Annotated in this window: 13 protein-coding genes; 8 read left to right on the forward strand and 5 right to left on the reverse strand. The window is 65.8% G+C overall.

Translation table 11 applies throughout. The annotated features are described in order from the left end of the window. Positions 1-137: 137 nt before the first annotated feature. The 4 genes from ACFXHA_RS36165 (at position 138) to ileS (ending at position 5134) form a co-directional block, all read left to right on the forward strand. Positions 138-440: a YggT family protein gene (locus tag ACFXHA_RS36165; RefSeq protein ID WP_379364274.1), complete on the forward strand. Its 303-nt coding sequence runs from the start codon at positions 138-140 to the stop codon at positions 438-440. Positions 441-512: 72 nt separating this feature from the next. Further along, complete coding sequence (locus tag ACFXHA_RS36170) at positions 513-1343, forward strand: DivIVA domain-containing protein (RefSeq protein ID WP_379364276.1); 831 nt, start codon at positions 513-515, stop codon at positions 1341-1343. A gap of 126 nt (positions 1344-1469) precedes the next feature. Further along, positions 1470-1682 carry a hypothetical protein gene (locus tag ACFXHA_RS36175; RefSeq protein ID WP_379364389.1) on the forward strand — a complete coding sequence of 71 codons (213 nt, stop codon included), beginning with the start codon at positions 1470-1472 and terminating at the stop codon, positions 1680-1682. Between the two features lie 296 nt (positions 1683-1978). Next, entirely contained in the window at positions 1979-5134 is a 3156-nt protein-coding gene (gene ileS, locus ACFXHA_RS36180) for an isoleucine--tRNA ligase (RefSeq protein WP_379364278.1), read from the forward strand. 53 nt (positions 5135-5187) lie between these two features. On the opposite strand, the gene ACFXHA_RS36185 is transcribed toward ileS, so the two are convergent. Next, on the reverse strand, positions 5188-5766 hold the full coding sequence (locus ACFXHA_RS36185) for a TetR/AcrR family transcriptional regulator (RefSeq protein WP_379364280.1): 579 nt from the start codon (positions 5764-5766) through the stop codon (positions 5188-5190). A gap of 132 nt (positions 5767-5898) precedes the next feature. Between ACFXHA_RS36185 and ACFXHA_RS36190 the strand changes: the two genes are divergently transcribed. Both ACFXHA_RS36190 and ACFXHA_RS36195 read left to right on the forward strand, forming a co-directional pair. Beyond that, complete coding sequence (locus tag ACFXHA_RS36190; protein WP_379364282.1) at positions 5899-6186, forward strand: hypothetical protein; 288 nt, start codon at positions 5899-5901, stop codon at positions 6184-6186. 268 nt (positions 6187-6454) lie between these two features. After that, on the forward strand, positions 6455-6964 hold the full coding sequence (locus tag ACFXHA_RS36195; RefSeq protein WP_379364284.1) for an NlpC/P60 family protein: 510 nt from the start codon (positions 6455-6457) through the stop codon (positions 6962-6964). A gap of 6 nt (positions 6965-6970) precedes the next feature. Here the strand turns inward: ACFXHA_RS36195 and ACFXHA_RS36200 are convergent, their stop codons facing one another. Beyond that, complete coding sequence (locus ACFXHA_RS36200; RefSeq protein ID WP_379364286.1) at positions 6971-7384, reverse strand: organic hydroperoxide resistance protein; 414 nt, start codon at positions 7382-7384, stop codon at positions 6971-6973. A 109-nt stretch (positions 7385-7493) separates the two neighbouring features. On the opposite strand from ACFXHA_RS36200, the gene ACFXHA_RS36205 reads away from it, so the two are divergent. Then, positions 7494-8033, forward strand: coding sequence for a TetR/AcrR family transcriptional regulator (locus ACFXHA_RS36205; protein WP_379364288.1), 540 nt, complete (start codon positions 7494-7496; stop codon positions 8031-8033). A 3-nt stretch (positions 8034-8036) separates the two neighbouring features. Here the strand turns inward: ACFXHA_RS36205 and ACFXHA_RS36210 are convergent, their stop codons facing one another. Continuing rightward, complete coding sequence (locus tag ACFXHA_RS36210; protein ID WP_379364290.1) at positions 8037-9080, reverse strand: hypothetical protein; 1044 nt, start codon at positions 9078-9080, stop codon at positions 8037-8039. Positions 9081-9136: 56 nt separating this feature from the next. On the opposite strand from ACFXHA_RS36210, the gene ACFXHA_RS36215 reads away from it, so the two are divergent. Continuing rightward, positions 9137-9580 carry a MarR family winged helix-turn-helix transcriptional regulator gene (locus ACFXHA_RS36215; protein ID WP_379364292.1) on the forward strand — a complete coding sequence of 148 codons (444 nt, stop codon included), beginning with the start codon at positions 9137-9139 and terminating at the stop codon, positions 9578-9580. 21 nt (positions 9581-9601) lie between these two features. Here ACFXHA_RS36215 and ACFXHA_RS36220 read toward each other — a convergent pair whose 3' ends face one another. Both ACFXHA_RS36220 and ACFXHA_RS36225 read right to left on the reverse strand, forming a co-directional pair. After that, the gene (locus ACFXHA_RS36220) at positions 9602-10609 is read right to left on the reverse strand and encodes an alpha/beta hydrolase (protein WP_379364294.1); all 1008 of its coding nucleotides are present in this window, start codon (positions 10607-10609) and stop codon (positions 9602-9604) included. Between the two features lie 229 nt (positions 10610-10838). Then, positions 10839-11717: a UTP--glucose-1-phosphate uridylyltransferase gene (locus tag ACFXHA_RS36225; RefSeq protein ID WP_379364296.1), complete on the reverse strand. Its 879-nt coding sequence runs from the start codon at positions 11715-11717 to the stop codon at positions 10839-10841. Positions 11718-11818: the final 101 nt, after the last annotated feature.

Here is an 11818-nt window from a genome sequence, read left to right on the forward strand (position 1 = left end):
TATCTGAGTGTCACGATCTGTGGTGGTGCCGTCCTGACGCCCTTGTGGGGTGCGGTGATACGGCAGCGGCCCAGCTGTGACCGGCGCGATCAGTGTTTCTATTTTGCTGATCATGAGATCTGAGGCAGAGTGGTGCGGTGGCCGTGTTCCCGGTGTTGAACCTACTGCTGTTCCTCTTCTGGCTGCTGCTGATCAGCCGGGTCATCGTCGAGTTCATCCGCAGCTTTGCGCGAGACTGGCGGCCGACGGGCTTCGTGGTGATCATCCTCGAGATGATCTTCACGGTCACCGACCCCCCGGTGAAACTTCTGAGGCGTTTGATACCCCCAGTGAATCTTGGGGGAATTCGGCTCGATCTGTCCATTATGGTCTTGCTTTTCATCGTCTTCATCTTGATGACGATCACGGGCCAGGCAGGGCAGTCGATAGCTCAGGTGTGACAGAATGGGCCGAAAGAATGCTTGCCCAGATCTACCGCTAGATCTCCATACGAAGCGTGAAGGGATCGTTCCATGCCGCTGACCCCCGCCGATGTGCATAACGTCGCGTTCAGCAAACCGCCGATCGGGAAGCGCGGATACAACGAGGACGAAGTTGACGCCTTCCTCGACCTGGTCGAGCAGGAGCTCTCACGCCTCATCGAGGAGAATGCTGATCTTCGCCAGCGCGTTGCCGAGTTGGACGCGGAACTGGCTGATGCCAAGAAGAATCGGGGCCCCGCGGTCCAGACCGTGAAGCAGCCCATCGCGCCGGAGCCCATCAAGGCCGCTCCGATCGCACCGCCGCCGCCCATGCCGGCGCCGGTCCCCGTGGCCCCCATCAAGCAGGAAGCGCCCTCCGCGGACGCCAATCTGCAGGCCGCCAAGGTGCTTTCACTGGCCCAGGAGATGGCCGACCGCCTCACCTCCGACGCCAAGACCGAGGCCGAGCAACTGCTGGCCAACGCCAGAGCGAACTCGGAGCGACTGGTCAGCGATGCCCGGACCCGCTCCGAGGCCATGATCGCCGACGCCCGCCAGAAGGCCGAGGCCATGCTGTCCGACGCGCAGACCCGCTCGGATTCGCAGCTGCGCCAGGCCAAGGAGAAGGCCGACGCCCTGCAGGCCGATGCCGAGCGCAAGCACACCGAGATCATGGCGACCATCACGCAACAGCGCAGCGTGCTGGAGAGCCGCATCGAGCAGCTCAAGACCTTCGAGCGCGAATACCGTGTGCGCCTGAAGTCCTACCTGGAGTCGCAGCTGGAGGAGCTGGAGAACCGTGGTTCGGCGGTCCCGGTCGACGGCGGCGAATTCGGGCAGGACGCGTCCGGCAACGGCGCACTTCTCAAGGGCAGCAAGTAAAGTCGTAACTACGGCCTGCGATGCCGCCTCGTCCCGGGTGTTTGCCCGGGGAATGCGGTGTCGTCGCCAACCTTTCGAGTCCTCCGGTGGCTGCCGCCATCGAAGCCCAACGAGGGGGAGGTGCACTTGCTCGTAGTGACGCTCGCGCTCGCTGCCGTGGGCTTCGGCCTGCTGGTGACCGCACTGACCACCGGTTCGGTGATCTGGGCATGGGGCTGCATCATCGTGTGCGTGATCGGCGCGGTGCTGCTGCTCGTCAGTGCGTTGACGCTACGGACCGAGACCGACGAGGAAGCTTCCTCGTCGTCACGACCGGGCGGTAGACACGCTAAACACTGAGTTCTGGCGCCTGGGCGGGTCCGCGGAATATCCGCTGGACCCGCCCCGCTAGTATGGAGACAGTTTTACGGCGTTGATCCGGCCATCACCGGGGAGTCTTCGGAAGAACAGCGAGCCTGCTCGCCCAGTAGAACCGAACGGGTGAGCCCGTCACAGCTCGCAACGAGAGGCTTGGTCGCACAAGGGTTTTGGCTCCGAACGGCCGGGCAAGCGGGGTGGTACCGCGGTTGTGACGCACCTGGCGTCGCCATCGTCCCCGTGCCCACGATGTTGGCACGAGGAGACGAGAGGCCGCCATGGCGGACGAGACGAACACCCGAAACGCATACCCCCGCGTCGAGCTGAGCAAGACGGCCGGTCAGGTGTCCTTCCCTGAGCTGGAGCAGCGGGTCCTCGACTACTGGGCCGCCGACGACACCTTCCGTGCCAGCATCGAGAACCGTTCGCAGGCAGAGGAATTCGTCTTCTACGACGGTCCCCCCTTCGCCAACGGCCTGCCGCACTACGGTCATCTGCTGACCGGATACGTCAAGGATTTGATCCCGCGATTCCAAACGATGCGCGGGAAGAAGGTCGATCGGCGATTCGGTTGGGATACTCACGGCCTGCCCGCGGAAATCGAAGCTGAGAAGCAGCTCGGTATCACGGACAAATCACAGATCGATGCCATGGGTCTGGCGGAATTCAATGCCGCGTGTAAATCCTCGGTCCTTCGCTACACCAACGAGTGGCGTAACTATGTGACTCGTCAGGCGCGCTGGGTCGACTTCGACAACGACTACAAAACCCTCGACCTCGACTTCATGGAATCGGTCATGTGGGCGTTCAAGTCGTTGTACGACAAGGGCCTGATCTATCAGGGCTTCCGGGTGCTGCCCTACAGCTGGTACGAGCAGACGCCGCTGTCGAATCAGGAAGCCCGCCTGGACGACTCCTACCGGATGCGCCAGGATCCGGCCGTCACGGTCGACATGGTGCTGCAGGTTCCCGCGGACCACCCGCTCCAAGCCCTGGACGGCGCGAACGCGCTGATCTGGACCACCACGCCCTGGACCCTGCCGTCCAACCTGGCGATCGCCGTGCACCCCGACGTCACCTACGCCCACATCGAGGGCAAGGACGGCAAGCGCTATGTGCTTGCCGCCGAGCGGGTGTCGCACTACACGCGTGAGTTCGGCGAGGAGCCGACCGTGCTGTCCGAGCATTCGGGCGCGGCGCTGGCGGGCCTGCACTACCTGCCGCCGTTCGACTTCTTCCTCGGCCACCCGCACGCGCACCGGGTGCTCAACGCCGACTACGTGACCACCGACTCCGGCACCGGCATCGTGCACCTCGCACCCGCCTTCGGTGAGGAGGACATGGATGTCGCGACCGCCAACGGGATCGAGATCGTGCAGCCCCTCGACGCGGGCGGCAAGTTCACCTCGATGGTGCCGCCGTACCAGGGCCTCATGGTCTTCGACGCCAACCCGGTCATCATCAAGGACCTCAAGGCCGCCGGAAAGCTGTTGCGGCACGAGACCATCGAGCACTCCTACCCGCACTCGTGGCGTTCGGGTCAGCCGCTGATCTACATGGCGGTGCCGTCCTGGTTCGTGGCGGTCAACAAGGTCAAGGCCCGCATGCTCGAACTCAACCAGGAGATCACCTGGGTACCGGAGCATCTGCGTGACGGCCAGTTCGGCAAGTGGGTGGAGAACGCCCGCGACTGGAACATCAGCCGTAACCGCTACTGGGGCGCGCCCATCCCGGTATGGGTCTCCGACGACCCGGAGTATCCGCGGGTGGACGTGTACGGCTCCCTGGATGCGCTGGAACACGACTTCGGGGTGCGCCCGGCCGATCTGCACCGCCCCGGCATCGACGAGCTGGTGCGCCCGAATCCCGATGACCCGACCGGGAAGTCGATGATGCGGCGCACGCCCGAGGTGCTGGACTGCTGGTTCGAGTCCGGGTCCATGCCCTTCGCCCAGGTGCACTACCCGTTCGAGAACAAGGAGTGGTTCGAGGGCACCGCCGACCAGTCTGCGCACAGCCCAGGCGATTTCGTCGTCGAGTACAACGGCCAGACCAAGGGCTGGTTCTACAACCTGCACGTGCTGTCCACCGCGCTGTTCGATCGTCCCGCAGTGAAGTCGGTTGTTGCGCACGGCATCGTGCTCGGCGACGACGGCCTGAAGATGTCCAAGTCGAAGGGCAACTACCCGAACGTCAACGAGGTCTTCGACCGCGACGGCTCCGACGCCATGCGCTGGTTCCTGATGGCCTCCCCGGTGCTGCGCGGCGGCAACCTGATCGTCACCGAGCGCGGCATCCGCGAGGGTGTCGGCCAGGCGCTGCGCCCGCTGTGGAACGCGTGGACCTTCCTGCAGCTGTACGCAACCCAGCCGGGCACCTGGCGCACCGACTCGAAGAACGTGCTGGACCAGTACATCCTGGCCAAGCTCGCGCAGACCCGCGACGTGATGACCGACGCCCTCGAGGTGTACGACATCGCGACCGCCTGCGACGAGCTGCGCACCTTCGCCGACGCGCTCACCAATTGGTATGTGCGCCGGTCGCGTTCGCGCTTCTGGGAAGAGGACAGCGACGCCATCGACACCCTGCACACGGTGCTCGAGGTGACCACCCGCCTGGCCGCCCCGCTGCTGCCGCTGCTGTCGGAGGTCATCTACCGGGGTCTCACCGGTGAGCGTTCGGTGCACCTGACCGATTGGCCGGCCGCCGACGAGCTGCCGCACGACGCCGCCCTGGTGTCGGCCATGGACGAGGTCCGCACGGTCTGCTCGACGGTGCTGAGCCTGCGCAAGGCCCAGAACCTGCGGGTGCGGCTGCCGCTCTCGGAGGTCACCGTGGCCGCCGCCGACGCCGAAAGCCTGCGTCCCTTCGTGGATCTCATCGCCGACGAGGTGAACGTCAAGCGCGTCGACCTCACCACCGACGTGGCCGCCCACGGCCGCTTCGAACTCGTGGTGAACGCGCGTGCCGCGGGTCCGCGCATCGGCAAGGAAGTCCAGACGGTCATCAAGGCGGTCAAGGCGGGGGAGTGGAACGAGGCCGCCGACGGCACCGTCACCGCCGCCGGCATCGCCCTGCTGCCGGAGGAATACACCCAGCGCCTGGTCGCCGCCGAGCCCGAATCCACCGCCGCCCTGCCCGGCAATGCCGGTCTGGTGGTGCTGAATTCGCTCGTCACCGAGGAACTCGAGGCCGAGGGCTGGGCCCGCGACCTCATCCGCGACCTCCAGGAGACCCGCAAGTCCCTGGGCCTGGACGTCTCCGACCGCATCACCGTGGTCCTGGACGTCCCGGCCGAACGTCAGGCCTGGGCCGAAACCCACCGCGCCCTGATCGCGGGCGAAATCCTCGCCACCGCCCTTACTTTCGCGGCGACCGGCGAGGATGCCTCCGAGGTCGTCGGCGGCGTGAAGGTCTCGATCACCAAGGCGTGAGGCGATAGTCGAAAGGGGCGGAACCGAATCGGTTCCGCCCCTTTCGCATTGCGTCAGGTGCGGGGGCGCAGGCCCTCCAGGACCGGTTCTACGAAGTCGGGGGATTCGAGGACGTCGCCCATGCCGAGCAGGAAGCGGATGTAGACCGGGCCGTAGATCATGTTGGTCATGACGAGTGGGGGGAGGTCGTCGCGGATCTCGCCCGCGCGGATGGCGGTGGCGAGGCGGCGGGCACCGCTCTGCTGGCGAGGTTCGATGAATTTCTCGCGCACCAACTCCATGAGCTTCGCATCGTTCTGGGCCTCGGCGATGACACCGCGGTAGATGCAGCCGATGTCACTAGCGAACATGGCGGTCAGGCCGGTGATCTGGGTCTTGAGGTCGGCGACGAGATCGCCGGTGTCGGGGAAGTCGGTGGTGGTGCCGATCCGGTCGTTGATGGCTTCCAGCGCGATCGCGCCCTTGGACGGCCACCAGCGGTAGATGGTCTGCTTGCCGACCCCGGCCTTGGCGGCGATGGCCTCGATGGTGAGTTTGCCGTAGCCATTGCGGACGGCGAGTTCGATGGTCGCGTCGAGGATCGCCCGGTGGGACTTGGCGCTGCGCAGTTCGGGATTCGGGGCCGATGCCATGCCCTGGATCGTACCTCGAAACGAGACGGAACGTCTCGTCTTGACAGTCGTCGTCAATCGGTCTAACTTCATCAACAAGACGAGACGGACCGTCTCGCCGAAAGATCGGAACTCGGTCGCTAGGAGCGAACAATGACCACCATCGTCACCACCCCCGCCGTGAATGTCACCGCTCCGGTCGCGAATGTCGCTGCGCCCATGACGGTTCCGTCGGTGCACCGGCGGGCCATCATCACCTGGCTGGCCGTCTACCCGACCATCACCATCGCGCTGGCCCTGCTGGGCCCGGAGATGGGGAGCCTGCCGGTGTTCGTGCGCACCCTGATCCTGACCGCGATCGTCGTGCCGACCTCGGCCTACCTGCTGATCCCGATGCTGACCAAGGCCAACCACCACCTGACCCTGCGGCTGCACCGCTGATCTTCAGCAAACGCGAGAGCGCCCATCCGGACCCCGGGTGGGTGCTCTTGGTATTTCGGGACCATGTGCCTGGCCGGGCGATCTTCGAGAACGAGTGACGCGGGTCTCGAGACACGCCAACCCTGGTTCTCTTGTGACGCATGTTGCAGGTGCGATACAACGGCTATCAGCTAGCTATCGATCTTGTTCATTGCTGTTCCCGCGGTATCGCCGATGAAGGGGCGCGCTCATGGCTCGAAGGCAGCTTCGCAGGTTCCGGAACTTTCTCATGACTACGGCGGCGCTCACGGTGGCCGCGGCATTGTGGGCGGGCACGGCCCACGCGGACACCGGATCCTCGTCCGGCTCCGGATCGGGTTCCGCCTCCGGCAGCGCCAGCGGCTCGGCATCGGGCAGCGCGAGCGGCTCGGCGCAGATCCCCCTCGCGAGTCCGCGCGCCATGGTCGCGCTGAGCCTGGCCACCACGCAGTCCGGCAAGCCGTACCGCTGGGGCGGCACCGGCCCGGACGACTGGGACTGCTCGGGCTTGGTGCAGTGGGCCTTTCGCAGTGTCGGCATCGATATGCCGCGCACCACGTGGCAACAGGCCGACGCCGGGCTCGAAGTGCCGTTCGGCTCCCTGCAACCCGGCGATGTGATCGTCCTCAACGACGACGCCTCCCACGTAGGCATCTACGCGGGAGGCGGCAATGTGCTGAACGCGTACGACTGGGGTGTGCCCGTCGGCCTGACTCCGCTGAGCCAGTTCGACATCTACTCCATTCGCCGGTTCTACTGAATCGTCTTACTCGACAACGAGTTCCACGGGGATGTTGCCCCGGGTGGCCTTGGAGTACGGGCACACCTGGTGCGCGGCCTCGACGAGCTCGCGGCCCTTCTCGTTCTGCAGCTCCTCGGGCAGCTCGACGCGCAGCACGACGGAGATGCCGAAACCGGTCTCGTCGTCCTTGTTCAGGCTGACGTCGGCGGTCACCGAGGCGTCGCCCAGCGCGACACCGGCATTGCGGGCCACGACCTGCAGGGCGCCGGCGAAGCAGGCGGAGTAGCCCACGGCGAACAGCTGCTCGGGGTTGGTGCCGTCACCGCTGCCGCCGGCCTCCTTGGGCTGGGCCAGCTTCAGGTCGAGGTAACCGTCGGAGCTGACCGAGCGGCCCTCGCGGCCGACGGAGGTAGCGGACGAGGTGAAGAGCTTAGCCATTTCGAATCTCCCTAGACAGACTTGTCTGTTCAGTACGACCTCAGAGTAGACAGGTCTGTCTGCTATCGTCAATACCGAAGTCCCGACCAGGGGGAAGGAGGTGCCAGTCATGAGTGAAGCCCGTGATCGCCTGCTGGACACCGCGACTCGACTGTTCTATGCCGAGGGCATCCACACCGTCGGCATCGACCGCATCATCGCCGAGGCGGGCATCGCCAAGGCCACCTTCTACCGGCACTTCAAGACCAAGGAAGACCTGGTCGTCGCCTATCTGGTGCGGGAGTATGCCCGGCAACGCGAGATTCTGGAGGCGATTCCCGGCGAAGGCGCGGAGTCCATCGTCGGCATCTTCGAACGACTCGGCGAGCTCAGCTGCGGGCCCGGCTTTCGCGGTTGCCCGTTCCTCAATGCTGCCGTCGAGTTTCCGAATCCCGATCACGCGGTGCGCCAGGTGGTCGACGACTATCGCGGCTGGTTCCGCGATCTCATGGCAGAGCGGCTGCGCGCCGATGGGCGTACCGAGGTCGAGGACGCGTCGCGGGTACTGCTCATGACGCGCGACGGTGTAACCATCAGCGGGGGAGTGGGAGACAACGAGACGGTCCGGGTGGGTATCCGGACCGCCTTGTCGCAGTTGGGTATTCGGTAGGGGTCAGACGCCGACCGTCTCCTCCATCTCCTCCTCCGCCTGTTCGGCGGGCTTGGGGACGGCGGCATGGCGCGGGCCGAGTTCCTTTGCGGCCTGCCGCTTCTCGGCCAGGGCCGCGACGGCCATCAGGGCGAGGCCCGCGGCGAACCACAGGATCAGGCTGCTGATCCGCCCGCCGAATCCGACGCCGTCGAAGTAGAGCAGGCTGCGCGCACCCTCGACGAATCCCGCACCGTTCCAGAAGTGGTGCAGCGTGCCGAAGAAGTCGTTCTGCAGCCACGGGCCGTACACGCCGCCGGAGCTGGTGAAGTTCAGCATGACGAACAGCACCATCATGGCCAGGGTGGTCCAGCGCTTCAGGAAGGTGTGCGCGCCGATGCCGATGGCCAGGATGCCCGCCGAGTACAGCCACGACATGGCCCAGATCCCGGCCGCGTCATGGTCGACCACCTGGAAGATCGGGCCGGACAGGGCGAGGCCGATCAGGCTCACCAGCAGTGAGGTGACGAGGCCGAGGAGTCCGCGCACCCGCATGGACAGGCCCGCGCCCGCCGCGCCGATGGCGGCCACGCTGCCGTAGGAGCCGATGCTCAGCGCCACCAGCAGGAAGAAGATGCCCTGCGCGGTCGGGTCGCCGGGGGCGGGGGTGGTCACGTCGGTGACGGTCAGTGGCGCGTTCTGCAATCCCGCGACCTGTCCGAAGACGGCCTCGGCGGCCATGGCCGTGGTGTCGGATCCGGCCTTGGCGACCAGTAATTCGGGCTTCTGTGGATCGGGCACGTACGCGCCCGCCAGGTCCCGGTGCCGCAACTGGCTGATCGCGTCGTCGCGGGTCGGCACGGTGATCACGTCGAGGGCATTGCCGCCCTTGTCTTTCATGGTCTGCGCCAGCACCTTGACCTGGGCGCTGTCGCCGACGACCGCTACCGCGAGGTGGTTGGGTTCGGGCTGGTGGAACGCGCCCAGGTAGGCCAGGCCCATGCCGAGGCACATGAGCAGCGGGGTGAGTAGGTGGGTGACGACGTGCCGGATCTGATGCGAGGCCATGGGTTCGTTCTCCAATAGTTGGTAAATACAACCAAGCGAAGTTGTAGTCTACAACCATGGATAGCGACGCCGCATTCCCCGCCCGTGCCGATGCGATCGAGGTCATACAGCGCGAGCTCACCGCCTTCGCCCGTCGCGCCCGCGGCCGCGCGACCGAACTGCACCCGGAACTGTCACTGGTCGCGTCGAGCATCCTCGACCTGGTGATCGAGCGGGACGGCTGCCTGGCGGCGGACCTGGCCGGTCACTTCCACCTCGACAAGTCGACGGTCAGCCGCCAGGTCGCCGCCCTGGAGAAGGAGGGCTACCTGGAACGTGAGGTCGACCCTGCCAACCGGCGCAATCTGGTGCTCCGCGCGACTGCCGAGGGAAAGAGCATGGCCCGCGCCGCCTCCCGCAGCCGCGCCGCCGCCTTCACCGAACGCTTCGAAGACTGGGAAGACGCCGATGTCGACCGTCTCGCCCGATACCTGGTGCGCTACAACGCCGCCGACGAGTGACCCCGCCGGAATGACCGGGGCTCAGTTGGTTTCGGGCAGATCCAGGCCCTTGGCCAGCACCGGCCACGAGTTGCGCAGGTCGTCCTGCCAGTAGCCCCAGGAGTGGGTGCCGGGTTTGGTGATGTCGAAGGTCGCGGGGATTTCCAGTTCCCGCAGGCGGGTCTTGAGGTTGCGGGCGCACCAGTCGCTGGCGGCCTCCAGAATGCCGCCGACCAGGATCTGTTGCGGCAGACCGCCGTCGGCCGGCCCGAGGCTGCGGACGTCGGCCACATTGTCGTGGCGGCCGGGCAGGCCACTGCCGTTGGAGATGTAGAGCCCCAGTCCCCGCAGTGCCTCGGCGTGCACGTAGGGATCGTTGGCGGCCCATTCCGGATCATCGCTGGGGCCATACATATTCACCGGATTGCCGCCGCCGATGCTGATCACCAGATCCGCGAACTTCTGCCCGATCGGGTCGCTGATCTGCGGGCAGCCGCTGAAGGCGGCCACCGCCGTGTACAGCCCCGGCGCGGCGATCGGCAGTTGCAGGACCGATGTCCCCGACATCGACATCCCCGCGATGGCGTGAACCTCGTTGGTGTCCAACGCGGTATCGATGATCGGGGGTAGTTCCTCGGTGAGGAAGGTCTTCCACATCGGCTGCCCCAGCCGGGGATCGGCGTTGCGCCAGTCGGTGTAGTAGGTGAACGCGCCGCCGATCGGCATCACCACGTTCACGTTCTTGTCCTCGAAGAACTCGGTGGAGTCGGTATTGCGTTTCCAGGTGGCCGTATCCTGGCCGCCCCCGGCGCCATTGAGCAGGTACAGCACCGGGCGCGGCTGCGAGGTGTCGGCGGGCCGCTGCACTTCCACCGTGATATCGGTGTCCATGGCCGTGGAGTGCACGTGCAGGGTGAGATTCCGCGCGTCGTGGATCTCGAAAGCCTTGATATTGGAGCCGTCGTCGGAGACCGGGGTCCCGAACAGGCGGACGTTGCTGGTGATCGGATCGGGCGGGACCGCAGAGGCTGAACCTGCGGGCACAGCCATCGTGTACGTAGTGACAAGGGAACAACTTGCCGCCGCGAGCAGTGCCGCCCGGGTGCCCAATCCGCCTAGCAAAACCGACCTTCGATCCAGAGGTGCCCGACCCCGATTGCATGATCGTCGAAACATGCCCCCATGTTTCGGGTTTCGACAATATTGGCGCCGGCATGGTTGTGGCGCAAGACACTTGTGCGCCGAACTATGCTCCGAACTCGAATTTTGTGACTACTCACTACTCCGTGACGAGTTGACGCAGCAGCGGACCGTACTCCGGATGCGCCAGCGCCGAGGCGAATTGGGCGGTCAGGTAGTCGGCCGGGTTGCCGGTGTCGTACCAGCGACCCTGAATTACCTGGCCGTACACCGGATTAGCGGCGGCGAAGATATTGATCGCATCGGTCAGGTAGACCTCGCCGGTGCGGTGGGTGTACCAGTCGTCGACCTGTTTGCGCAGCTCGGCGATGATGCCCGGGGTGACCACGTAGCCACCGATGGCGGCGAAGGAGGAGGGCGCGTCGGCGGGCTTGGGCTTCTCCTTGAGGCCGCTGATCCGCATCAGCCCTTCGCCGTTGGTCTCCTCGACCACGGGTACGCCGTAGCGCTGCGATTCGGTCGGATCCATCGGCATGAGCGCCAGCACCGGTGCGCCGGTCTTCTCGTACGCGTTGACGAGCTGCTGCGCGCGCGGCACCTCGGCGACGAAGACGTCGTCGGGCCACAGCACCAGCATGGGCTCGTCGCCCAGGTGGCGGGCCGCGTTCAGGACGGGCGTGCCGTTGCCGTAGGGCCCGTGCTGATCCAGGTAGGTGATGTGCCCGGCGCGGCTGAGTTCGCCGACCTCCTCGACGGCGTCGGCATAGGCGGCCTTGCCGTCGGCGCGCAGCTGGGCCACCAGCGCCGGGTTGGGGCGGAAGTGGTCCTGGATCAACGACTTTCCACCGCTGACCACGATGGTGATGTCGGTGATGCCGGAGGCCACGAGTTCGCGCACCGTGTGTTCGATGACCGGCTTGTCGCCGACCGGGAGCATTTCCTTCGGGATCGCCTTGGTCAGCGGCAGCAGCCGCGAGCCGATGCCGGCGGCGGGAATCACGGCCTTGCGAATCGTCATGGCTCGATCATCACACACGGGATCGGACGTACCTGTCGGTAGCCGCTTGTAGATTTCCCGGTGTGAATACGTCTGCCGACTCCGAGAACCCGGGCATCGTG

This window comes from Nocardia sp. NPDC059240, assembly GCF_042753865.1.
Classification (GTDB): domain Bacteria; phylum Actinomycetota; class Actinomycetes; order Mycobacteriales; family Mycobacteriaceae; genus Nocardia.